The organism is Kitasatospora sp. NPDC053057 (assembly GCF_044546945.1).
GTDB lineage: Bacteria > Actinomycetota > Actinomycetes > Streptomycetales > Streptomycetaceae > Kitasatospora.
In genome coordinates this window covers 168201-191308 of sequence record NZ_JBITZP010000012.1, presented here as the reverse complement: position 1 = coordinate 191308, position 23108 = coordinate 168201, and the positions used below count along the sequence as shown (strand labels likewise).

Annotated in this window: 20 protein-coding genes and 1 tRNA gene; 10 read left to right on the top strand and 11 right to left on the bottom strand. The window is 73.3% G+C overall.

Annotated features, from left to right (window positions below; genetic code table 11):
• Nucleotides 1-17 precede the first annotated feature (17 nt).
• On the top strand, nt 18-737 hold the full coding sequence (locus ACIG5E_RS15865; RefSeq protein WP_396533988.1) for an SDR family NAD(P)-dependent oxidoreductase: 720 nt from the start codon (nt 18-20) through the stop codon (nt 735-737).
• 87 nt (nt 738-824) lie between these two features.
• Here the strand turns inward: ACIG5E_RS15865 and ACIG5E_RS15860 are convergent, their stop codons facing one another.
• The 4 genes from ACIG5E_RS15860 to dhaK all read right to left on the bottom strand — a co-directional run bounded on the left by ACIG5E_RS15860 (nt 825) and on the right by dhaK (nt 5348).
• Nucleotides 825-3095, bottom strand: a complete 2271-nt coding sequence (locus ACIG5E_RS15860; protein WP_396533987.1) for a heavy metal translocating P-type ATPase — start codon at nt 3093-3095, stop codon at nt 825-827.
• Nucleotides 3096-3162: 67 nt separating this feature from the next.
• Entirely contained in the window at nt 3163-3381 is a 219-nt protein-coding gene (locus ACIG5E_RS15855; RefSeq protein WP_396533986.1) for a heavy-metal-associated domain-containing protein, read from the bottom strand.
• A 304-nt stretch (nt 3382-3685) separates the two neighbouring features.
• Nucleotides 3686-4333, bottom strand: a complete 648-nt coding sequence (gene dhaL / locus ACIG5E_RS15850; protein ID WP_396533985.1) for a dihydroxyacetone kinase subunit DhaL — start codon at nt 4331-4333, stop codon at nt 3686-3688.
• 19 nt (nt 4334-4352) lie between these two features.
• The gene (gene dhaK, locus ACIG5E_RS15845; protein WP_396533984.1) at nt 4353-5348 is read right to left on the bottom strand and encodes a dihydroxyacetone kinase subunit DhaK; all 996 of its coding nucleotides are present in this window, start codon (nt 5346-5348) and stop codon (nt 4353-4355) included.
• A 183-nt stretch (nt 5349-5531) separates the two neighbouring features.
• On the opposite strand from dhaK, the gene dhaM reads away from it, so the two are divergent.
• Nucleotides 5532-5927 carry a dihydroxyacetone kinase phosphoryl donor subunit DhaM gene (gene dhaM, locus ACIG5E_RS15840; protein ID WP_396533983.1) on the top strand — a complete coding sequence of 132 codons (396 nt, stop codon included), beginning with the start codon at nt 5532-5534 and terminating at the stop codon, nt 5925-5927.
• Between the two features lie 2 nt (nt 5928-5929).
• Here the strand turns inward: dhaM and ACIG5E_RS15835 are convergent, their stop codons facing one another.
• Nucleotides 5930-7642, bottom strand: a complete 1713-nt coding sequence (locus ACIG5E_RS15835; protein WP_396533982.1) for a bifunctional 3'-5' exonuclease/DNA polymerase — start codon at nt 7640-7642, stop codon at nt 5930-5932.
• Nucleotides 7643-7845: 203 nt separating this feature from the next.
• On the opposite strand from ACIG5E_RS15835, the gene ACIG5E_RS15830 reads away from it, so the two are divergent.
• Entirely contained in the window at nt 7846-9870 is a 2025-nt protein-coding gene (locus ACIG5E_RS15830) for a M3 family metallopeptidase (RefSeq protein WP_396533981.1), read from the top strand.
• A gap of 3 nt (nt 9871-9873) precedes the next feature.
• On the opposite strand, the gene ACIG5E_RS15825 is transcribed toward ACIG5E_RS15830, so the two are convergent.
• Nucleotides 9874-11343, bottom strand: a complete 1470-nt coding sequence (locus tag ACIG5E_RS15825) for a cellulase family glycosylhydrolase (protein WP_396533980.1) — start codon at nt 11341-11343, stop codon at nt 9874-9876.
• A gap of 115 nt (nt 11344-11458) precedes the next feature.
• On the bottom strand, nt 11459-12094 hold the full coding sequence (locus ACIG5E_RS15820; RefSeq protein ID WP_396533979.1) for a TetR family transcriptional regulator: 636 nt from the start codon (nt 12092-12094) through the stop codon (nt 11459-11461).
• Between the two features lie 151 nt (nt 12095-12245).
• On the opposite strand from ACIG5E_RS15820, the gene ACIG5E_RS15815 reads away from it, so the two are divergent.
• Nucleotides 12246-13472, top strand: coding sequence for an acyl-CoA dehydrogenase family protein (locus ACIG5E_RS15815; RefSeq protein WP_396533978.1), 1227 nt, complete (start codon nt 12246-12248; stop codon nt 13470-13472).
• A gap of 59 nt (nt 13473-13531) precedes the next feature.
• Here the strand turns inward: ACIG5E_RS15815 and ACIG5E_RS15810 are convergent, their stop codons facing one another.
• The 3 genes from ACIG5E_RS15810 to ACIG5E_RS15800 all read right to left on the bottom strand — a co-directional run bounded on the left by ACIG5E_RS15810 (nt 13532) and on the right by ACIG5E_RS15800 (nt 15827).
• Entirely contained in the window at nt 13532-14134 is a 603-nt protein-coding gene (locus ACIG5E_RS15810; RefSeq protein ID WP_396533977.1) for a hypothetical protein, read from the bottom strand.
• A 106-nt stretch (nt 14135-14240) separates the two neighbouring features.
• Nucleotides 14241-15050, bottom strand: coding sequence for an enoyl-CoA hydratase/isomerase family protein (locus ACIG5E_RS15805; protein WP_396533976.1), 810 nt, complete (start codon nt 15048-15050; stop codon nt 14241-14243).
• 225 nt (nt 15051-15275) lie between these two features.
• Nucleotides 15276-15827 carry a GNAT family N-acetyltransferase gene (locus ACIG5E_RS15800; RefSeq protein ID WP_396533975.1) on the bottom strand — a complete coding sequence of 184 codons (552 nt, stop codon included), beginning with the start codon at nt 15825-15827 and terminating at the stop codon, nt 15276-15278.
• A 78-nt stretch (nt 15828-15905) separates the two neighbouring features.
• Between ACIG5E_RS15800 and ACIG5E_RS15795 the strand changes: the two genes are divergently transcribed.
• Nucleotides 15906-16517 carry a TetR/AcrR family transcriptional regulator gene (locus tag ACIG5E_RS15795; RefSeq protein WP_396533974.1) on the top strand — a complete coding sequence of 204 codons (612 nt, stop codon included), beginning with the start codon at nt 15906-15908 and terminating at the stop codon, nt 16515-16517.
• A 304-nt stretch (nt 16518-16821) separates the two neighbouring features.
• On the opposite strand, the gene ACIG5E_RS15790 is transcribed toward ACIG5E_RS15795, so the two are convergent.
• Nucleotides 16822-16897, bottom strand: a tRNA-Arg gene (locus tag ACIG5E_RS15790).
• Between the two features lie 645 nt (nt 16898-17542).
• Here ACIG5E_RS15790 and ACIG5E_RS15785 point away from each other — a divergent pair.
• From ACIG5E_RS15785 to ACIG5E_RS15765, 5 genes are all read left to right on the top strand, one after another.
• On the top strand, nt 17543-18127 hold the full coding sequence (locus ACIG5E_RS15785) for a single-stranded DNA-binding protein (RefSeq protein ID WP_396533973.1): 585 nt from the start codon (nt 17543-17545) through the stop codon (nt 18125-18127).
• A 355-nt stretch (nt 18128-18482) separates the two neighbouring features.
• A complete protein-coding gene (locus ACIG5E_RS15780) occupies nt 18483-19904 on the top strand; it encodes a Cys-Gln thioester bond-forming surface protein (protein ID WP_396533972.1) in 1422 nt (473 codons plus the stop codon).
• 253 nt (nt 19905-20157) lie between these two features.
• Nucleotides 20158-21822, top strand: a complete 1665-nt coding sequence (ettA, locus tag ACIG5E_RS15775; RefSeq protein ID WP_396533971.1) for an energy-dependent translational throttle protein EttA — start codon at nt 20158-20160, stop codon at nt 21820-21822.
• 109 nt (nt 21823-21931) lie between these two features.
• Nucleotides 21932-22375 (top strand): acyl-CoA thioesterase, encoded by a 444-nt coding sequence (locus ACIG5E_RS15770; RefSeq protein ID WP_396533970.1) that lies wholly within the window; start codon nt 21932-21934, stop codon nt 22373-22375.
• Nucleotides 22376-22413: 38 nt separating this feature from the next.
• Nucleotides 22414-23106 (top strand): hypothetical protein, encoded by a 693-nt coding sequence (locus ACIG5E_RS15765; protein WP_396533969.1) that lies wholly within the window; start codon nt 22414-22416, stop codon nt 23104-23106.
• Nucleotides 23107-23108 lie beyond the last annotated feature (2 nt).

Sequence of the window (23108 nt, the reverse complement as noted above, 5' to 3'; positions counted from 1 at the left end):
GGGGAGGGAGTGCGCAGATGGCCAGGAACGTCGTCGTCACCGGCGGTGGCACGGGAATCGGGTACGAAGTCGCGCGGCGGTTCGTCGAAGCGGGCGAGCGCGTGGTGATCGTCGGTCGCCGTCGTGCGGTCCTGGAGAAGGCCGCGGCCGACCTCGGGCCGAACGCCACCCCGCTGGTGTGCGACCTCGCCGACCCGGACGCGGTGGAGGCCGCGCTGGCCGAACTGCCCGAGCGGATCGACGTGCTGGTGAACAACGCCGGCAGCCGGGAGACCGTGGTCGGCGGCGGGCCGCACGCCCTGCTGGCCCGCTGGCGCGGCGACTTCGAGCGCAACGTGCTGACCGTGGTGCTGCTCACCGAGTCGATCCGGGACCGGCTCACCCCGGGCTCCGGCCGGGTCGTCACCATCAGCTCCATCGCCGCCCTGCGCGGGGCCGGCTCGTACGGCGCGGCGAAGGCCTCGCTGCACGCCTGGAACCACTTCCTGGCCGCGCAGTTGGGCACCTCGGGCATCACCGCCAACATCGTCGCCCCGGGCACGGTCGCCGGCACCGAGTTCTTCGGGCCGCGGCTGGACGAGGCCGAGGTCGCCCGCCGGGCGGCGCGCACCCTGCTCGGCCGGATCGGCGAGGCCGGTGAGGTCGCGGCGGCGGTGCACTTCCTGGCCTCGCCCGAGGCCGGGTTCATCACCGGCGAGATCCTGCACTGCAACGGCGGGGAGCTGCTGGGGCGTTGAGCTGTGACGAGGGGCCCGGACCGTACCCGGTCCGGGCCCCTCGTGCTGTCGGGCCCTTCTGCTGCCGGGCCCTTCTGCTGTCAGGGCTCAGGCGGGTTGGAAGCGGCGCAGCCGGAGGCTGTTGCTGACCACGAAGACCGAGGAGAAGGCCATCGCGGCCCCGGCGATCACCGGGTTGAGCAGTCCGGCGGCGGCCAGCGGGATCGCCGCCACGTTGTAGCCGAAGGCCCAGCAGAGGTTGCCCCTGATGGTGCCGAGGGTGCGGCGGGAGAGCCGGATGGCGTCGGCCGCGGAGCGCAGGTCGCCGCGGACCAGGGTGAGGTCGCCGGCCTCGATCGCGGCGTCGGTGCCGGTGCCCATGGCCAGGCCCAAGTCGGCCTGGGCGAGTGCGGCGGCGTCGTTGACGCCGTCGCCGACCATCGCCACGACCCTGCCCTCGGCCTGCAGCCGCTTGACGGTGTCGACCTTGTCCTCGGGCAGCACCCCGGCGATGACGTCCTGGGGGTCGATGCCGACCTCGGCCGCGACCGCCCCGGCCACCGCCGGGTTGTCGCCGGTCAGCAGCACCGGGCGCAGGCCCAGGGCGCGCAGCTCGGCGATGGCCTCGGCGCTGGTCGGCTTGACCGCGTCGGCGACCTCCAGCACGGCCCGGGCCTCGCCGTCCCAGCCGACCGCGACCGCGGTGCGGCCGGCCGCCTCGGCGGCGGCCTTGGCGCGTGCCAGGACGGGCGGCAGGTGCTGGGCGCGGTCGGCCAGCAGGGCCTCGCGCCCGGCCGTGACCGTACGGCCGTCCACGACGCCCTCCACGCCCCGCCCGGGCACGCTGTGGAAGCCGTCGACCGCCGGCAGCCCGCCGAGGCGGTCGGCGGCGGCCTCCGCGATCGCCCGGGCGACCGGGTGCTCGGAGGCGTGCTCCACGGCCCCGGCCAGGCGCAGCGCCTCGGCCTCGGTGACGCCCACGGCGGTGTGCACGGCGAGCAGTGCCATCCGGCCGGTGGTGACGGTGCCGGTCTTGTCCAGCACGACGGTGTCGACCCTGCGGGTGGTCTCCAGCACCTCGGGGCCCTTGATCAGGATGCCGAGCTGGGCGCCGCGGCCGGTGCCGACCATGAGCGCGGTCGGGGTGGCCAGGCCGAGGGCGCAGGGGCAGGCGATGATCAGCACCGCCACCGCGGCGGTGAACGCCTCGGTGCGGCTGCTGGTGGCCAGCAGCCAGCCGACCAGGGTGGCGAGGGCGATCAGGATGACCACCGGGACGAAGACGGCGGAGATCCGGTCGGCCAGGCGCTGGGCGGCGGCCTTGCCGTTCTGGGCCTCCTCGACCAGCTTGGCCATCCGCGCCAGCCGGGTGTCCGCGCCGACCCGGGTGGCCTCGACGACCAGGCGGCCGCCCGCGTTGACGGTGGCGCCGGTGACGGTGTCGCCGACGGTGACCTCGACCGGGACGGACTCGCCGGTGAGCATCGAGGCGTCCACCGCGGAGCTGCCCTCGACCACCGTGCCGTCGGTGGCGACCTTCTCGCCCGGGCGCACCACGAAGCGCATGCCGACGGCCAGCCGGTCCACCGGCAGCCGGACCTCCCGGCCTCCCCGGAGGACGGCGACGTCCTTGGCGCCGAGGTCGAGCAGGGCGTGCAGGGCGGCGCCGGCCCGGCGCTTGGAGCGGGCCTCCAGGTGGCGGCCGAGCAGGATCAGCACGGTGACGGCGGCGGCGGTCTCCAGGTAGAGCGTGCCGGAGGCGTCGGTGTCGCCGATCGAGAGCGAGAAGTCGTGCCGCATCCCCGGCAGGCCGGCGTGGCCCCAGAACAGTGCCCAGCAGGACCAGCCGAAGGCGGCCAGGGTGCCGAGCGAGACCAGGGTGTCCATGGTCGCGGCGCCGTGCTTGAGGTTGGTCCAGGCGGCGCGGTGGAAGGGCAGGCCGCCGTGGACGACGACCGGGCCGGTGAGGGCGAAGGCCAGCCACTGCCAGTTGGTGAACTGCAGGGCCGGGACCATCGAGAGCAGGACCACCGGGACGCTGAGCGCGGCGCTGACCAGCAGGCGCTCGCGCAGGGGGTCCCCTTCGACGGGCTGGGCGGCGTGCTGCCGGGCGGCGGTCGGCTCGGCCACGGGGGCCGGGGGCGGTGGGAGCTCGGCGGTGTAGCCGGTGCGCTCGACCGTGGCGATCAGTTCCTCGACCGTGACGCCGGGGCCGTAGTCGACCCGGGCCTTCTCGGTGGCGAAGTTGACGGTGGCCTCGACGCCGTCCATCCGGTTGAGCTTCTTCTCGATCCGGGCCGCGCACGAGGCGCAGGTCATCCCGCCGATCGACAGCTCGACCCGGTCCCGTGCGTCGAGGCGGGGGGCGGAGGTGGTCATGCGGGTGGCTCCTCGGTGGGGCGTACGGCGGGGGCGGCGGCACCGGCCCCCGCCGTAGCGGGGTGGCTCAGGCGGCGCGGCCGACCAGCTCGTAGCCGGCCTCGTCGATCGCGGCGCGGACCTGCTCCTCCGCCAGCGGGGCTGCGGAGGAGACCGTCACGGTACCCGCCTGGGCGTCGGCGGCGACCTCGGTGACACCGGCCAGCGCGGAGAGCTCCTCGCTGATCGCCTTCTCGCAGTGGCCGCAGCTCATGCCGGACACGGTGTAGGTGATGGTGCTGGACATCGGGGCCTCCGGGAGGTCGGTGCGGTACTGGCTCTCTTGCTCTCACAACACCATACCCCTCCGGGGTATTACCCGAAGGGGCGGGTGAGGTGGATCGCATCGTAGGCGACGGGGCCGGTCAGACCGGGGAGGAGGGGGACTGTGCCGGGATCGGCGCGGTCGGCTCCCGCCAGGCCAGCAGCCGCAGCCAGAGCAGTCCACCCAAGGAGACCACGAGCAGCCCGGTCGGGACTTCCGCTTCGCGCAGTTCCCCGCGCCCGGTCGGGGCACGGGGAGCTGCGCGATGGAAGAGCGGGGATCGGCCCTAGCCGTGCTGTCCCGTGACGTCGGCGAGGGTCTGGAAGAGGAGGGCGGTGGAGGTGGCGCCGGGGTCCTGGTGGCCGGTGCTGCGTTCGCCGAGGTAGGAGGCGCGGCCCTTGCGGGCCCGGAGGGGGATGGTGTCGCGGGCGCCCTGGTCGGCGGCGTCGGCGGCGGCCGCGGTGGCCTCGGGGAGGGCGGCGCCGGTGGCGGCCGCGGCGCGGAGGGCGGCGACGGCCGGGGTCCAGGCGTCCACGATGGTCTTGTCGCCGGGCTCGGCCTTGCCGAGGAGGCGGATCGCGTCCAGGCCGGCGGCCAGGGCTTCGGCGAGGACGGCCGGGTCGGCCGGCTCGGGCAGGGCGGCGCCGATGGCGCGGAAGGCCTTGCCGTAGAGCGGGCCGGAGGCGCCGCCGACCTTGGAGATGAGGGTGGTGCCGGTCTTGGTGAGGACGGTGCCCGGGCCGGTCGGCTGGAGACCGTCCAGGGCGGTCACGGCGGCGGAGAAGCCGCGCTGGAGGTTGCTGCCGTGGTCGCCGTCGCCGATCGCGGAGTCCAGCTCGGTGAGCCGGGCCTGCTCCTTCTCGACGGCCGCGGCGATCGCGCGGATCCAGGCCTCGGCCAGTGCGGAATCGAACAGCGTGGTGTCGAAGTCCATCGGGTCTCCTTCGAGGGACTCAGGCCCGCTTGAGGGCGGGGGTGTCGACCGGGGCGTCCCAGAGGTCCAGCAGCTGGGCGTCGGCCTTGGTGAGGGTGAGTGAGAAGCCCGCCATGTCGAGGCTGGTGACGTAGTTGCCGACCAGGCTGCGGGCCACCGTGATGCCGCGCTCGGCGAGCCGGGCGGCGACCTCGCCGTAGACCACGTACAGCTCCAGCAGCGGGGTCGCGCCGAGACCGTTGAGCAGGGCGATCACCTCGTCGCCCGGGGTCAGGTGGTGGTCGGTGAGGATGGTCTCGACCACCTCGGCGGCCAGTTCGCGGGCCGGGCGGAGCTTCTCGCGTCGGCGGCCGGGCTCGCCGTGGATGCCGACGCCGACCTCGATCTCGTCCTCGGGCAGGTCGAAGCCGGGCTTGCCGGCGGCCGGGACGGTGGCCGCGGTGAGCGCGATGGCGAAGGAACGGGAGGCGGCGTTGACCCGCTCGCCCAGGGCGGCCACCTCGTCCAGGTCGGCGCCGCGTTCGGCCAGCGCGCCGGCCGTCTTCTCGACCAGGACCGTCGCTCCGGTGCCCCGGCGGCCGGCCGTCCAGGTGGAGTCCTCGACCGCCACGTCGTCGTTGACCAGGACGGTGCGGACCTCCAGGCCCTCCTCGGCGGCGAGTTCGGCCGCGAGCTCGAAGTTCATCACGTCGCCGGTGTAGTTCTTCACGACGAAGACCACCCCGGCGCCGTTCTCCACCGCCTTGGCGGCGGCCAGCATCTGGTCCGGGACGGGAGAGGTGAACACCTCGCCGGGGCAGGCGGCGTCCAGCATGCCGGGGCCGACGAAGCCGCCGTGCAGCGGCTCGTGGCCGGAGCCGCCGCCGGAGATCAGCGCGACCTTGGGGCCGGCCGGGCGGGCGGCCCGGGTGATCACCCGGTTGGGGATGTCCACCGTCAGCTCGGGGTGGGCGGCGGCGACTCCGGTCAGGGCGTCCTCCAGGACGTTCTCCGGGGTGTTGATCAGCTTCTTCAACGCTCTTCGCTCCCTAGGTGGCCTTGAGAACAGGACGCTACGGCGGACGCTGCGGGGGCCTGGTCCGCAAGACGGGCCCCGGCGCCGACGCTACGCCAGACGGGGGGCCCGGGCACGGGGTGCGACACGCGCGATTCCGGTCACCCTCCCGGAGCAGTGGGACGGGGCCGTAGGGTCGCGGGCATGAGCGAACACGTGGGCATTGTTCTGGTTTCGCACAGCGCCAAGCTGGCCGCCGGGCTGCGCGAGCTGCTCGGCGAACTCGCCGCGGACGGCGTGCGGGTGGTGGTCGCGGCCGGGACGGAGGACGGCGGGCTCGGCACCAGTTACGAGCTGATCGCCGGGGCGATCGCGGAGGCGGACGGTGGGGCGGGCGTGGTCGTGCTGCCGGACCTCGGCAGCTCGGTGCTCACCGCCGTGACCGTGCTGGAGGACGAGCCGAGGCCGGGCGTGCGGCTGGTGGACGCGCCGTTCGTGGAGGGCGCGGTGGCCGCCGCCGTCACCGCCTCGACCGGGGCGGGGCTGGCCGAGGTGGTCGCGGCGGCCGAGGACGCGCGCACCTTCCGGAAGCTCCAGTAGGGCTACTTGGCGTCCGCGTAGCAGTCCACCACGGCCGTGCTGAGCGGGAAGCGCACCGGGGTGTCGCCGAAGACCAGCCGGCGGGCCTCGTCGGCGGCCTCGGTGACGATGGCGGCCACCTCCTCGGCCAGGTTGGCGGGGGTGTGCACGATCACCTCGTCGTGCTGGAAGAACACCAGGTGGGGGCGGTCCGCCGGGACGGCCACCGGGAGCTCGTTCAGCCGTCGGCGCAGCGCCGCCAGCAGGGCGAGCGCCCAGTCGGCGGCGCTGGCCTGGATGACGAAGTTGCGGGTGAACCGGCCGCGGGCGCGGGCGGTGCGGCCGCCGGTCTCGCCGGAGGTGTCGGCCTCGGTGAGGTCGAGGAAGGCGGCGGAGGCGGGCGGGCAGACCCGGCCGAGCCGGGAGGTGACCACGCCGCCGTCCTCGCCGGTGCGGGCGGCGGCCTCGACGTAGCCCATCGCGGCGGGGTAGCGCCGGCGCAGGGTGTTCAGCAGCGGGCCGATGTCGCCGCTGGTCTGCCCGTACATGGCGCCGAGCAGGCCGAGCTTGGCCTTGTCACGGTCGCCCTGGAAGGCGTGGGCGGCGAGCGCCTCGTACAGGTCGCCGCCGGCGGCGGTGCGGGCCAGTCCGGCGTCCCCGGAGAGCGCGGCGAGCACCCGCGGCTCCAGCTGGGCGGCGTCGGCGACCACCAGCAGCCAGCCCGGGTCGGCGACCACGGCGCGGCGCAGGATGCGCGGGATCTGCAGGGCGCCGCCGCCGCGGCTGGCCCAGCGGCCGGAGACCACGCCGCCGACCACGTACTCGGGCCGGAAGCGGCCGCCGCGGGCCCAGGCGTCCTGCCAGGCCCAGCCGTGCGCGACGTGGATCCGGGACAGCTCCTTGTAGCGGACCAGCAGCCGGGCGGCCGGGTGGTCGATGTTCTTGAGCTCCCAGGAGCGCGTGGAGCCCAGTTGGATGCCGGCCTCGGCGAAGGCGCGCAGCACCTGGGTGTGCGAGTCGGGGTTGAACGGTTTGGCGCCGAGGGCCTGGTGGAGTTCGACGGCGAGGTCGGCGAGCACCCGGGGCTGGGTGCCGGGGACGGTGGGGCGGGGGCCGAGCAGGTCGGTGAGCAGCCGGTCGTGGACGTCGGAGCGCCAGGGCAGGCCGTCGTGGGCCATCTCGGCGGCCACCAGGGCGCCGGCCGACTCGGCGGCGACCAGCAGCCGGAAGCGCTGCCGGGCGGCCGGGTCGTCGATGGCGGCGATCCGGCGCTGCTGTTCGGCGTGCACGGCGACGACGGCGTCCAACGGGTCGGCGCCGGGCGGAAGTTGCAGCCGGTCGGGGGCGAACAGGGTGTCCTGGCCGTCGTCCGCGTCGGCCAGGCCCGGTTCGGGCAGGTCCTCCGGGACGGGCAGGCCGCGCAGCCGGGACCAGGCGGCGCCGAGCGAGCGCGGGGCGCCGAAGCGGCCCTCGTGGCCCAGCAGCAGGGCCTCGACCAGCCGCAGGTCGTGGCAGCGGGCGAGCCGGTCGGGCAGCCGGGGCAGCAGCGGGGCGTACCCGGAGTCGGCGGCGGCCCAGACCCAGCGCGGGTGCTGCGTGGCCTCCCGGGCGGCGACGGCGGCGGCGAGGTCGCGGACGGCCTCCGGCAGGCCGAGCGGACTGCCGGCGTCGTCGAGCGGCTGGAGGCGGCCGCCGGGGCCGTGCGGATCGGGCACGAGGGCGGTTCTGGGGGCCACGGCGGGCGTCTCCTTTCCGGTGGGAGGTCTCTTACGGGCGGCTTCGGGCGGACGGTCTCCGGCGGTGCCGGGGCGGTCGGGCGTGCGGGTGGGGTGCGGGTGTGCGGCCCGCGGGTCTGCGCCGTCGACGTTAACGGGTGGGTCTGACAACGATGACCAGGGGTGTATGGGCACGCGGGGTGACACCGCGTAGGGTCGGCGAAATGACCGAGAACCCGTTCTTCGCGGCCAGCCCCCTGGTCTACGAACTGCCTCCGTACGCCGAGATCCGGGAGGAGCACTACCTGCCCGCCTACGAGCGCGGGATGGCCGAGCAGCTGGCCGAGATCGCGGCGATCACCGACGGCGGGGCCGCGCCGACCTTCGAGAACACCCTGGTGGCCCTGGAGCGCTCCGGCGAGCTGCTGCGCAGGGTGGACGCGGTGTTCCGCAACCAGTCCTCCTCCGACACCACCGACCTGCTGGACGAGGTGGAGGCGAAGGTCAGCCCGCTGCTCGCGGCCCACCACGACGCGATCCACCTGGACCAGAAGCTGTTCGCCCGGATCGAGGCGCTGCACGAGGACCGGGCCGCCCTGGGGCTGGACCCGGAGTCGCTGCGACTGCTGGAACGCTGGTACACCGCGTTCGTCCGCTCCGGCGCCCGGCTGGGCGGGGCCGAGCAGGCCCGGCTGCGCGAGCTGAACGCCGAACTCGCCGCGCTGGGCACCACGTTCCAGCAGAACGTGAACGCCGCCACCCGCGCCGCCGCGCTGGTCGTGGACTCCGCCGAGGAGCTGGCCGGACTGTCCGAGGGCGCGATCGCCGCCGCGGCGGAGAACGCCCGGGTGCTCGGCCACGAGGGCCGGTACGTGCTGAGCCTGAAGAGCACCTCCACCCAGCCCGAGCTGGCCCAGCTCGCCGACCGTTCGGTGCGCGAGCGGCTGCTGGCCGCCTCGCTCGCCCGGGGTACGGAGGACAACGGTCCGCTGGCGATCCGGCTGGCCGCGCTGCGCGCCGAGCGGGCCGTGCTGATGGGCTACCCGAGCCACGCCGCGTACGTGGTGGCGGACGAGACGGCCGGCACCGTGGAGGCGGTGTCCGGGCTGCTGGCCCGGCTGGTGGAGCCGGCCGTGGCGAACGCCCGCCGGGAGGCGGCCGAGCTGGCCAAGGTGGCGGCCGCGGACGGCATCGGGGAGATCGCCGCGCACGACTGGGCGTACTACTCGGAGAAGGTCCGGCAGACCTCCTACCAGGTGGACGCGGCGGCGCTGCGCCCGTACTTCGAGCTGGAGCGGGTGCTGAAGGACGGCGTGTTCTTCGCCGCGGGGCTCGCCTACGGGCTGAGCTTCACCGAGCGGCCGGAGCTGACGGCCCACCATCCGGACGCCCGGGTCTTCGAGGTGTTCGAGGAGGACGGCGCCCCGCTGGGCCTGTTCATCGGCGACTTCCACGCCCGGGCGTCCAAGCGCGGCGGTGCCTGGATGGACGAGCTGGTGGGCCAGTCCGGGCTGACCGGGCGGCGGCCGGTGGTGCTGAACAACCTCAACGTCCCGCGCCCGGCTCCGGGGGAGCCGGCGCTGCTGAGCTGGGACGAGGTGCGCACCATGTTCCACGAGTTCGGGCACGCGCTGCACGGGCTGTTCTCGGACGTGCGGTACCCGCTGTTCGCGGGCACCGCGGTGCCGCGGGACTTCGTGGAGTTCCCCTCGCAGGTCAACGAGATGTGGATGATCCGGCCGGAGGTGCTGGCCAACTACGCCCGCCACCACGAGACCGGGGAGCCGCTGCCGGCCGAGCTGGTCGAGCGGATGACCGCGGCCGAGGGCTTCGGGCAGGGCTTCCGGACGGTGGAGTACCTGGCGGCGACGCTGCTGGACTGGGCCTGGCACACCCTGCCGGAGGGCCACCGGGTCGCGGACGCCGAGGAGTTCGAGGCGCGGGCGCTGGCGGAGGCCGGGATCGTCGTCCCGGCGATCCCGCCGCGCTACCGCACGCCGTACTTCCAGCACATCTTCTCCAGCGGCTACAGCGCCGGGTACTACGCGTACATCTGGTCGGAGGTGCTGGACGCCGACACCGTGCGGTGGTTCGAGACCAACGGGCGCCCGGTACGGGACAGCGGCGAGCTGTTCCGGCGCGAGCTGCTGGCGCGCGGGTTCAGCCGGGACCCGCTGGACTCCTTCCGCGCGGTGGTCGGCCGGTCGCCGGAGACCGGGCCGCTGCTGGAGCGCCGCGGGCTGGCCTGATCGTCACCGCGGTGTGAGCGTGACCGCCACCGGGGTGCCAGGTCGGGTGCGCGGGAGCCGGATCCGTACGGCTCCCGCGCGCCCGTCCGCGGGCTGCTCGACCTCGACCCGGGCGCCGGCGGGGGAGACGGCGACCCGGGCGCCGCGCGGGAACCCGGCGGGCGGCAGCAGGAGTTCGCTCGGGTGGCCGCTGCCGTCGGCGGTCCAGCGGACGGTGCTGCTGTTCCCGTTGCGGATGCCGGTGCGGACGCCGGTGCCGGCGACGGCCACCGGGTACGGGCCGAAGGCGGGCTCGTCGCCGGGGGCGGGGTGTCCGGCGGGGTCGAGCGCGCAGTAGCCGCCGGTGCCGCGGCACCAGTACCACATGGTCCAGCCCTCGGCGAAGCCGTCCATCGCGGCGACCTGGCCGCGGACCAGCCGGGTGTTGCCCGGGGTGCGGGAGTTCGGCGGGCCCCACTCGCCGACCAGGACGGGCAGCCGGTGGGCGGCGGGGTAGCCGGTGATCGCGGCGGTGTACTGCTGGAGGAAGCCGTCGGCGGGGTTCCAGTCGGCGCCGTTCTCCACCGCGGTGTCGTAGAAGTGCGGGGCGTAGCCGAGCCGGGGCGCGCCGGGGCGGGGGTCGGTGAAGCCGGGCAGCCGGGTCGGTACGCCCTGGCCGACCAGGACCGTCGGTTCGACGAACAGCCAGGCACGGGAGTCGACCTGGCGTACGGCGCTGATCAGGCGGCGGTACATGTCGGCGAGCCGGCCCTGTTCCAGGGCGGCGGAGGCGGCGGCGAGCACGGCCGGGTCGCTCGGGTCGCCGTCCACCGGGCCGAACGGCTCGTTGAACAGGTCGTAGCCCAACAGCGAGCGGTGGCCGCGCAGTTCGCGGGCCAGCCGGGTGTAGAAGTCGGCCTGCCAGGCGCGCAGGTCGGGGTCGTCGTAGAGGTGGCGGAAGGCGGCCTGGACGGCGGGCTGGAAGTAGCCGGCGAACCAGTCGCTCGGGTCGGGGGTGAAGGGCAGTCCGTCGTCGCGGGTGGCCCAGACCGGGATGCCGTTGGCGCCGCCGCCGAACTCCGGCCCGTAGACGTCCTGGTGGAAGTCGACCAGCACGAGCAGGCCCAGGTGGTCGGCGCGGTCCAGGAGTTGCCCGATCCGGTGGAGTTCGGTGGGGTCCAGCCGGCCGCGCTCGGGCTCCAGTCTGGTCCAGGAGACCGGCAGCCGGACCAGGGTGAAGCCCTGGGCGGCGATCGAGTCGAGGTCGGCCGGGGTGGCCTCGGCGTACTTGTCGAGGTTGAAGCCGCGCAGCTGGAGCCGGCGGCCCTGGGGGTCGGTGAGGGCGGTGCGGCCGTCCGGGTCGGCGGCTGTCCCGGTGGGGAAGTGGGCCCGGTGCCCGCCGCCGTGGGCCGCGGCCGAGGCCGGGGCGGGGGAGGCGGTCAGGGTGGCGGTGGCGGCGAGCAGCAGGGCAACGGCGGTGCGGCGCAGGCGCATCGGGGACCTCGCACGGCGGGGGTGGGGGCCCGATGATGCCCGTGCCGCCGGGGGTGGCACAAGGGTCGTGCGCCCAAGGGTCGTGCGCCCAAGGGGAGTTCGGCCTGCGGGGAGTTCAGTCCGCTTCGGGGCCCGGCGGCTCGGCCGGGGCGGCGGGCAGGGCGGCGGTCGGCAGGTCCGCGGCGGCGGCCAGGCGCCCCCAGAGCAGATCGGCCAGGGCTTGCACCATGCGGGTGCGCGAGCAGGGTTTGGTCTCCAGCCACCAGTCGCCGGCGGCCAGCACCATGCCGGTGATGCCCCGGCCCCAGGCCTCGGCGAGCAGGTCGCGGTCGGCGCCGAGGTCGACCTGGCTCTGCACGGCGCGGGTGATCTCCTCGGCGATCTGCCGCAGCGCGGGGGCGAGGGCGTTGCCGGCGCCGCTCGGATCGCCCGGCTCGGGGTGGGTGAGCAGCCGGTAGACCTGGGGGCGGGCCTCGATGCCGGCGAGGTAGGTGTCCAGGACGTGTTCGACCCGGTCGCGGCGTTCCAGCGGTTCGGCCAGGGCGGCCCGGACGGCGGCCAGCAGGCCGCCGGTGTGGCGTTCGGTCAGGGCTCCGATCAGGCCGTTCCGGTCGCCGAAGTGCCGGTAGAGGATCGGCTTGGTGATGCCGGCCTCGGCGGCGATGGCGTTCATGCTGGCGCTCGGCCCCTCGCGCTGGATGACCCGGTCGGCGGCGTTGAGCAGCTGCTCGCGGCGGGGCTCTCGGGACATGCGCTGCTCCTCGGATTCTGGGTGGCCTGGGCGTTGACACCGGTTACCAATCAGTAGCAGACTCCGACGATGTTACCCGGGGTAACACCCCGGTGGGTCGCACCCGGCGGCCGCAATCCCTGCGTCGTATCCCTTCTGCGGAGGCAGCACCATGAGCAGCACGTTCTCGCTGGACCCGGGCGCGGACCAGCTCGCCGTACGCGACTGGCTGCACGGCTTCGCCGCCGACGTGATCCGCCCCGCCGCGGCCGAGTGGGACGAGCGCGAGGAGACCCCCTGGCCGATCATCCAGGAGGCCGCCAAGCTGGGCATCTACTCGCTGGACTTCTACGCCCAGCAGTACTTCGACCCCTCCGGCGTCGGCATCCCGATCGCCATGGAGGAGCTGTTCTGGGGCGACGCGGGCATCGGGCTGTCCATCGTCGGCACCACGCTGGCCGCCGTCGCGGTGCTCGCCAACGGCACCGACGAGCAGATCGGCACCTGGACCCCGCAGATGTTCGGCACCCCGGACGACGTCAAGGTGGCCGCCTTCTGCTCCTCCGAGCCGGACGCCGGCTCCGACGTGGGCGCGCTGCGCACCCGGGCCGTCTACGACGAGGCCAAGGACGAGTGGGTGCTGAACGGCACCAAGACCTGGGCCACCAACGGCGGGATCGCCGCCGTGCACGTGGTGGTCGCCAGCGTCGACCCGGACCTGGGCACCCGCGGGCACGCCTCCTTCGTCGTCCCACCGGGCACCCCGGGGCTGAGGCAGGGCCAGAAGTTCAAGAAGCACGGCATCCGGGCCTCGCACACCGCCGAGGTGGTGCTCGACGGCGTCCGGGTGCCCGGCAGCTGCCTGCTCGGCGGCAAGGAGAAGCTGGACGAGCGGCTGGCCCGGGCCCGCGAGGGCGTCAAGCGCGCGGGCGGCAGGGGCAACGCGGCGATGGCCACCTTCGAGGCCTCCCGGCCGGCCGTCGGGGCGCAGGCGATCGGCATCGCCCGGGCCGCGTACGAGGTGGCGCTGGACTACGCCAAGACCCGGGAGCAGTTCGGCCGTCCGATCATCGACAACCAGGGCGTGGCCTTCCAGCTCGCCGACATGAAGACCCGGATCGACGCGGCCCGGCTGCTGGTGTGGCGGGCGTCCTGGATGGCGGTCAACAACCAGCCGTTCACCGCGGCCGAGGGCTCGATGTCCAAGCTGTACGCGGGCGAGACGGCCAAGTTCGTGACGGCGCAGGCGATGCAGATCCTCGGCGGCAACGGCTTCACCCGGGAGTACCCGGTGGAGCGGATGCACCGGGACAGCGCGATCTACTCGATCTTCGAGGGTACCAGCGAGATCCAGCGGCTGGTCATCGCCCGGGCGATCTCGGGGATGCCGATCCGGTAGCCGGAGCCCGTCCTTGGAGCCCGTCTTCGGGCTTTGGAGCCCGTCTTCGGGGCGTGCCCCTACCGGGCGGCCCAGAAGGCGAGCCCGGCGGTGAGGGCGCCCACCGCCGCGCCGACGATCGTCTGCGCGGTGGTGTGGTCCCGCAGCACCACCCGGGACCAGCCGATCACCGCGACCAGCGGGTAGAGCAGCAGCCACAGCGGGCCGAGCGCGATGCTGAGGCAGGCCACCGCGCCGCTCGCGACGGCGGTGTGCACGGAGACCTTCCACCAGACGGTGATCACCAGGATCGGGACCAGCGAGGCGAACATCGCCGCCACCATCGCGGTGAGGTCGCGCGGAGCGTGGGCCCAGATCATCACCGCGAAGCTGACCGCGACCGAGCCCATGATGAACGGGATGACGGTCAGCCGGCGCTGCCGGTGGCCGACATGGCGGTCCTCCAGGGTGCCCTTGCGGATGCCGCGCTGGATGAACAGGGTCGGGATGAGGGCTGCGAACAGCGCCGCGAAGGCGGCCCAGCCGAGGCCGGACCAGCCGTAGCGCAGGCCGCCGATCAGCAGGCAGACCGCGATGATCACGTTCTTCGGCTCGACGCCGTCGGTGACCCGGCGGGCCCAGATCGTCCGGCTGGTGGGGGCGGTCGTGGCCTCGGTGGTCATCGGGGTGCGTGCTCCGGCTCGGGAAGGGCGGTTGGCGGCTGACGCGCCGGTCGGATGATCGTACGTGAGCCGTCGGTGCCGTTGCCCTCCCGCGCCCCGCCCCGGGTCAGAACCGCGGCGGGTGGCCCTCCAGGAAGGCGGCCAGCCCCTCGTGCACGTCCGAGGCCTCCCGGGAGCGCCGCTCCCAGGGCGCCAGCGCCTCGGCCGCCCGCTCCGCCGGGACGGCCAGGGCGGCCTTGACCGCGCCGATCGTCTGGGCCGAGCGGCCGGCCAGCAGCCGGGCGAACTCCAGCGCGGCGGCGTCCAGTTCGGCGTCCGGCAGGACCCGCTCCGCGAGGCCCAGCGGCAGCGCGTCCCGGCCGCGCACCAACTCGCCCGAGAACAGCAGGTACTTGGCCCGGGCCGGGCCGACCAGCCGGGCCAGTCGCAGGGTCGGCACCGCGGGGTAGACCACGCCGAGCTTGGCCGGGGTGATCCCCAGCCGGGCGTCCTCCGCGACGAAGCGCAGGTCGCAGGCGACGGCCAGCTGGCAGCCGCCGCCCACGCAGGCGCCGTGCACCACGGCGAGAGTCGGGTGCGGGAAGGCCGCGAGCGCCTCCTCGGCGGCCACGTTGACCGCGTGGTAGGCGTCCGCGCGCTGCGGATCGCCGTACACCTCGGCGAGTTCGGTGATGTCCGCGCCCGCGCTGAAGGTGTTCCCGGCGCCGGTCAGCAGCAGGGCGCGCACGCCCTCCTGCTCGGCCAGCTGGTCCAGGATCTTGGGCAGCGCCTGCCAGATCGCCAGGGTGACCGCGTTGCGGCGGTGCGGGCGGGCGAACTCCAGGACCGCGACGCCGTCCTCGCCGACGTAGGCGTTCAGGCCCTCGGCCTGGGCGGGCAGGGCGGAGCGGTCCCGCGTGAGCAGCGGCTGGTCCATGCGCACCTCCGGTCGGTCGTGGTGCGCCCACTCTCTCAGGCCGGGTCGGCGCGGTAGTCCCCGAGGCCGTGCCCGACCGAGGCGAAGGCGCGGCGGGCCTCGTCCAGCGCGACCCGGTCGTCGCTCAGGCCGGTGGCCGGGTCCCTGCGCCCCGCCGCTCGTGCGCCCGGCTGTCGGCAGGCCTGTGCGCAGTCCGGCAGGCCTGTGCGCCCGGCGTCCGGCTGGTCAGGCCCGGGCGGCGGCCCACTCCGGGGCCAGGATCGCCCAGATCTCCTTGTCGTGGCGGACCCCGTTGTGCAGGAACCACTCGCGCAGCACGCCGTCCCGCCGCATGCCGACCCGCTCGGCCACGGCCCGGCTGCGGGCGTTGACGGCCGAGCAATACCACTCGGCGCGGTGCAGGCCCCGGGTGGTGAAGGCGTAGTCGAGCAGCAGCCGGACGGCGGCGGTGATCAGCCCGCCGCCCTCACCGGCCGGCTCGGTCCAGGCGCCGATCTCGCAGTTGCCGCTCTTGGTGTCGAAGTGCACGAACATCACGCCGCCGACCAGCGTGCCGTCCCGCCAGATGCCGAAGATCCGGCCGGAGTCGGTGGCCTGGCGGTCGGCGTAGCGCTGCAGGGTGGCACGGGCCGAGTCCAGGTCGGTGGAGAAGGTGGCCCACGGGATCCACGGGTCGGTGTGGGCCCGGGCGCGGTCGATGTGGGCCAGGAACTCGGGGGCCTGCCAGGGCTCCAGGGGGCGCAGTTCGGCGTTCTCGGCGAGGGGGACGGAAAACACGGGCGGGCCTTTCACGGGGTGGTGCGGCGGGCTGTCCGAACCATTCATAACAAACGTTTGGTATGTACGATAGCCCCCATGACGCCAGCCCGTGGAGATCATGACGCCCGCCGCTCGGAAGTCTCCGAGGGGGTGTGGCGGGTGCTCTCCACCCGGGGTTTCGAGGGGCTCACGCTGCGCGCGGTCGCGGCCGAACTGGGCGCCTCCACCGGTCTGTTGACCCACTACTTCCCGAACAAGCGGGCGCTGCTGAGCCACGCCCTGGAGGAGCTCGACCGCCGCTCCGCGGCCCGGCCCCGGCGGATGGCGCCCGTCGACGGCACCCCGCCGCCGCCCGTCGGGCTGGCCCGGCTGCGGGCCGCGCTGCTCGACGTCCTGCCGCTGGACGAGGCGACCGAGGCCGGCAACCGGATCTGGGTCAGCTCCTGGGACGTCGCCCTGGCGGACCCGGAGCTGGCGGCCGCGCACGCGGGGCGCTACGCCCGCTCGCGGGTGGCGCTCACGGCGCACGTGGCAGACGCCCAGCGGCTCGGCGAGCTCCCGGCCGGAGCTGATCCCGCCGGGCTCGCGGCGGGGGCGCAGGCCTTCGTACTGGGGCTGGTGGTGCAGTCGCTGTTCGCCCCGGCGGAGTTCCCGGCCGAGCGTCAGATCGCACTGCTCGACGCCTATCTTGCGGGACTGGTGGCTTAGGGCGGCGGGGCCGGTCGGCTCGTCGCTCCCCGGCGGTTCCGCGTCCCGGGTGTTCGGCTTCCCGGGCGTCCGGGCGTTTGGCTGCCCGGCTTTTTCCGGATTCGCCGGTGGCCGGTCGGGCCGGGGCTGTTTCGTTCAGGCGTGGGGGATTCGCCCGGAATTCCGGCTTTCCGGGCCGGCCGCCTTTCGCGACGGTCATGACACGCATTGTCACGGGTTATGCGCAGCGAGTGCGGGATTACCCGGAGGTCCGAAACGGCCACGGAAAGTGTTCACGGGCACGGTGGCCTGCGGAATTGCAGGGTGGCGCCCCCAGCAGGATTCGAACCTGCGACCTACCGCTTAGAAGGCGGGTGCTCTATCCGCTGAGCTATGGGGGCGGGACGGACGGCGCCCTGGCGGGCGTGACCGTGGCCGGGATCGGGCGACGAGCGCTGGGGGCGCGCGTTGTCCGCCCCGTACCTGAGGGGTGGGGGTGGGGGTTGGTGGGCCCTCGCCCTGTCGGGGACAGGATAAGGGTGTCCAGTTCCTCGGCCGAGTGTGACGACGCCGTCGTTGGTGTGTCGGTTCGGTGGAGCGGTCCGATAATCGCAGGTGAAGACCGTGCGTGCAGCGGTCTGGGACAGTTCAGGGCCGGACGTTGTGCAGTCGTTACGGGGCTGCCTCCTCACCCGTTATGGATTCGACACGGAGAATGTCCCGCCACCGGCGTGGGTGGGGGGTCCTATTCGGCTTGCTCCGGTCGGATGACGTGCGCGGACGTCTCCCGGCGGGCCTCCGGTCACGCTCCGGCGGCGGCCGCGATCTGCCGGTTTGTTGTCATGACCGCGAAGAACTGGCGGCCTGGCGGCGCGCGAAGGCCGAAATTCACCCCTGCGAGTGACGGCTCTTTTTCACCCTGCCGATCGGCCCAGGAGTTGTCCACAGGATTTCGCAACCCGGTGGCCGGGATTTCCTCCGGGGCGCACTCTCAACTCGCACCGCTCGATTCCGTACGGTGCATCGGCGAGAACGGAGAGTGCGCTGTGAACGAGACGCATGTGACGGTGATCGGCAATGTCGCGACCGAGGTGAGCTACGGGGAAACCTCCGGCGGGGTGCCGATGGCGAACTTCCAGCTCGGCTTCACCGAGCGGCGGTACGACCGCGAGCGGGCCTGCTGGGTGGACGGCGAGGCGCGGTGGCTGAGGGTGACGGCCTGGCGGGCGCTCGCGGTGAATCTGATCGGCTCGCTGTCCAAGGGCGATCCGGTGCTGGTGACCGGCCGGCTGCGGGTGCACGAGTGGACGGAGGGGGAGGCGAAGTGCAGTCGGGCCGAGATCAACGCCCGGTCGGTCGGGCACGATCTCACCCGCGGCACCGCGGCGTTCCGTTGGGCGGCGGGGGTGCGCGGGCAGCCGTCGGCTGCGGCCGGGGGCGCCGGGGCGGAGACCGCGGACGAGCCGGTGCCCGGGTGGATCGTCAACGCGCTGGAGTCGCGCCGGGCCTCGGCGGTGGCGGCGGCGCCCCGTTTGCCCGAGTTGCCGCCGGGTGCCCGGCCGGTGACGGAACAGCAGGAGGACGTGTCCGAGGGGCAGCGGGGAGGTGAAGACCGGGCGATGCTGAGCTGACCGGTCGATGGCCTTCTCTGTCGACAAATATGTTGATCGAGAAGGCCGTTGCGCCCGCACGCGCAATCTCCACCGGATAACGGAAAGTCATGGACCGATTCTGGCTGGGCGTCAGCTTGTGTGGAACCTGAGGGGGTTGATAACGATCCAGATACGGAATCGTCCTGATTTCGCATGGGGGTTTCGAGGCCCCTGAGGCTCAATAGGATTCGTCTGGTTCATACCCCGCAGCAGTGCCACAGGGGGCACGCGCGGCACGGCAAGTCGGCGGGCTGCCCACTCGGTGCGGTCCGCTCCGGAGGGATCCCAGATGTTGAAGAGGCAGGGGCGGAGTCTGTCCCGCATAACCACTGTCATGCTCACGACCAGTTTGGCACTGGGTGGAGGCCTGCTCGCGGCCGGTGCGGCGGCCGCGGCGGACACCCCGGCCTCGGGCGTGACCAAGGCCGTGATCCAGAAGGGCATGGTGGCGGAGAAGGTCGACGTCGCGGGCAAGGGAACGGTCGACGCCGGTCTCTTCACCCTCAAGACGAACGACGGCGGTCTGCTGCAGACCTACTGCATCGACTTCGACAACCCCGTGTACCTCGACAGCGGTGCGCAGTACCACGAGGCGGACTGGGCGGCGAGCTCCCTCGGGGCCAACGCCAAGGCCCCCATGATCCGGTGGATCCTGGACAACTCCTACCCGCACGTCAACCTGACGGCGCTGGCCGCGGCCATCAAGGTCGACAGCCTGACCGCCGAGGACGCCGCCGCCGGCACCCAGGCCGCGATCTGGAAGTTCTCGGACGACAAGAGCGTCACCCTGCACAACGCGAACGCCACCAAGCTGCGCGACTACCTGGTCAGCGACAACAACAAGGGCATCGCCGCCGAGCCGAAGCCCTCGCTGACCCTCACCCCGGACTCGGTCTCCGGGAAGTCCGGCGGCAAGATCGGTCCGTTCACCCTCAACTCCAGCGCCGCCGAGGTGAAGCTGACCGTCGCCGGCCCCGCCGCCGACAAGGCCAAGCTGGTCGACAAGGACGGCAAGCCGGTCGGCGCCACCCTGACCGGTCCGATCGCCAAGGACACCCAGCTGTTCCTGGACGTGCCGGGCGGCACCCCGGACGGTGCGGTCACCCTCAACGCGAACGCGTCGACCGTCGTACCCAGCGGCCGGGTCTTCATGACCGAGGTGGACGACGACGGCAACCACAGCCAGACCATGATCCTGGCCAGCTCCGACAAGCTCAGCGTCAACGCCGCCGCCAAGGCCACCTGGAAGCAGGGCAAGGGCGCGCTGGTCGACAGCAGCGCCAAGGTCGAGTGCGCCAAGAACGGCGTGACCGTCTCCGTCGCCAACAGCGGTGACGAGGCCGCCACCGTCACGGTCGACAAGCAGCAGGTCACCGTGCAGCCCGGCAAGACCGAGAGCGTGCTCGTCAAGGTCGCCGAGAAGGCCAAGTACGACATCAAGGTGGCCGGCCCGAACGGTTACACCAAGGAGTTCACCGGCGTCCTGGACTGCAAGGTCGGCGTGACCCCGAGCTCCGCCCCGACCACCCCGGCCGCCACCGGCACCACCACCGCCTCGGGCACCCCGAGCACCGGTGCCGCCCAGCCGGCCCCGTCGACCACCAGCGCCGCCCCGGGTACCGGTGGCCTGGCCCAGACCGGTGCCAACAGCAACACCCCGCTCCTGGCCGGTATCGCGGGCGCCCTGGTCATCGCCGGTGGCGCTGCGGTCTTCTTCCTGCGTCGCCGTGGTCGCCACGGTGGCAACGCTGCCTGACCGGTAGCACGCACTAGCAGCACCGGTCGGCGCTGCTAGGCCATGGGCCACGGCCCGGTTCCCCGCACTCGCTGCGGGGGCCGGGCCGTCGGCATTTCGGCAGGCCGGCGGGTCGGGCGGGCCGCGCGTGCGCCCCTCACCCGTCCGGCATGCCCCGGTGGGGGTCACCTGTGCGGTTCGGGGCTCCCGGCGGGTGCGGCACAATGGAAGGCTGCAAGCCGAATTACTCCCGACGACGCCGGAGCGATCTCACGTGGCGGAATACATCTACACGATGCGCAAGGTGCGCAAGGCTCACGGAGACAAGGTCATCCTTGACGACGTGACGCTCAGCTTCCTCCCCGGAGCGAAGATCGGCGTCGTTGGCCCCAACGGTGCCGGTAAGTCCACCGTGCTGAAGATGATGGCCGGCCTGGAGCACCCCTCCAACGGCGACGCCTTCCTCTCGCCGGGCTTCACCGTCGGCATGCTCCTCCAGGAGCCGCCGCTGGACGAGTCCAAGACCGTCCTGGAGAACGTCGAGGACGGCGTCAAGGAGATCAAGGGGAAGCTCAACCGCTTCAACGAGATCGCCGAGCTGATGGCGACCGACTACTCGGACGCCCTGCTGGACGAGATGGGCAAGCTCCAGGAGGACCTGGACCACGCCGAGGCCTGGGACCTGGACGCCCAGTTGGAGCAGGCCATGGACGCCCTGGGCTGCCCGCCCGGCGACTGGCCGGTCACCAAGCTCTCCGGTGGCGAGAAGCGCCGTGTCGCGCTCTGCAAGCTGCTGCTGGAGGCCCCCGACCTGCTGCTGCTCGACGAGCCCACCAACCACCTGGACGCCGAGTCGGTGAACTGGCTGGAGCAGCACCTGGAGAAGTACAAGGGCACCGTCGTGGCCGTCACCCACGACCGGTACTTCCTGGACAACGTCGCCGAGTGGATCCTGGAACTCGACCGCGGCCGCGCCTACCCGTACGAGGGCAACTACTCCACCTACCTGGAGACCAAGCAGTCCCGTCTCAAGGTCGAGGGCCAGAAGGACGCCAAGCGCGCCAAGCGGCTCAAGGAAGAGCTGGAGTGGGTCCGCTCCAACGCCAAGGGCCGCCAGGCGAAGTCCAAGGCCCGCCTCGCCCGTTACGAGGAGATGGCGGCCGAGGCCGACAAGATGCGGAAGCTGGACTTCGAGGAGATCCAGATCCCGCCGGGCCCGCGCCTGGGCAGCGTCGTCATCGAGGTCGAGAACCTCAACAAGGCCTTCGGCGAGAAGGTCCTGATCGACGACCTGAGCTTCACCCTGCCGCGCAACGGCATCGTCGGCATCATCGGCCCGAACGGCGCCGGCAAGACCACCCTGTTCAAGATGCTCCAGGACCTGGAGACGCCGGACAGCGGCACGGTCAAGGTCGGCGAGACCGTCAAGATCAGCTACGTCGACCAGACCCGCTCCAACATCGACCCGAAGAAGACCCTCTGGGAGGTCGTCTCCGACGGTCTGGACTGGATCAACGTCGGCCAGGTCGAGATGCCGTCCCGCGCCTACGTGTCGGCCTTCGGCTTCAAGGGCCCGGACCAGCAGAAGCCGGCCGGCGTGCTCTCCGGCGGTGAGCGCAACCGCCTGAACCTGGCGCTCACCCTCAAGCAGGGCGGCAACCTGCTGCTCCTCGACGAGCCCACCAACGACCTCGACGTCGAGACGCTCTCCTCGCTGGAGAACGCCCTGCTGGAGTTCCCCGGCTGCGCCGTGGTCATCTCCCACGACCGCTGGTTCCTGGACCGAGTGGCCACCCACATCCTCGCCTACGAGGGCGACAGCAAGTGGTTCTGGTTCGAGGGCAACTTCGAGTCGTACGAGAAGAACAAGATCGAGCGACTGGGTGCCGACGCCGCCCGTCCGCACCGGGCCACGTACAAGAAGCTGACCCGAGGCTGACATCCAGCTGTCACGACGGCCCGGCAGACTGCCCTCCGGGGCGGCCTGCCGGGCCGCGGCCCGTCACCGACACACGGCGGCGGGCGACCGGACACCGAGGAGAACACCCGTGGCTCGCCACATCTACCCCTGCCCGCTGCGCTGGTCCGACATGGACGCCTTCGGGCACGTCAACAACGTGGTCTTCCTGCGCTACCTGGAGGAGGCCCGGATCGACTTCATGTTCACCCAGGCCGCCGAGGCCGGGGCCGGGGAGTTCGCGGGTGGCTCGGTGGTGGCCCGCCACGAGATCGACTACAAGCGCCCGCTGGTGCACCGGCCGGAGCCGGTAATCGTCGAGACCCGGGTGACGCACATCGGCAACGCCTCGCTGACCGTCTCCTACGACATCAAGGACGTCCACCCCGACGGCTCCGAGACGGTGTACGTCCGGGCCTCCACCGTGGTCGTGCCCTACGACCTGGCCGAGGGCCGGCCGCGCCGGATCTCGCCGGTGGAGCGGGAGTTCCTCTCCCGGTTCATGGACGAGGCCCCCGCCGTCGCGGCAGTCTGAAAGTCCCAGGACCCCCGAACCGATTGAGCTGAGCCGCGTTGACCGTCACCGCCCGCCTCGCCCTGACCGACACCGGTGAGGCCGCCGACCTCTCCGCCTTCCTGCTGCGCCTGCTGCGCTTCGACAAGGCGGCGGCCGTGCGGCTGCGGGCGGTCGGCCCGGCCGGGGAGGACGGCGTGCTGGCGGTCTTCGGACGGCTGCCGCTGGGCGGCTCGGGCGCGCTGGCGATCCGCACCGCCCGGCTGAGCGGCCTGGACGAGCCGGTCGACCTGACCGTCTCGGCGGGCCAGTTGCTGGAGGGCGTGGACGGCGAGGCGGGCGCCGTCGCGCTGCCCGGGCCGGTGACCGGCCCGGCCTGGGCCGGGCTGCTGCCGCCGCGGGCGGGCTGGCGGCCGGTCGGGGCCCCGCCGGTGGCCGAGGTCTACCCGGAACTGATGGCCGGGGTGCGGGAGTTCCGCGAGCGCAGCGAGGCCGTCCCGGCGCACCACCGCACCCGCGCGGTGCTGGACCAGCTGGCGGACGAGATCTGGTCCCGGCCGGTCGGGGTGCTGCCGGAGCTGCCGCTGCGCGCGGTGCACGCCGCGTACGTGATCGGTTTCCTGAAGCCCGGCGCCCCGCTCTCGGTGCACCGGGCGGGCGGCTGGCTGCGGCTGAGCGCCCCGGCGGGCTCGGTGGTGGTGCGGACCGCGGCCGCGCCGGGCGCGGGGCTGGGGCTCAGCCCCCTGCGGTAGGA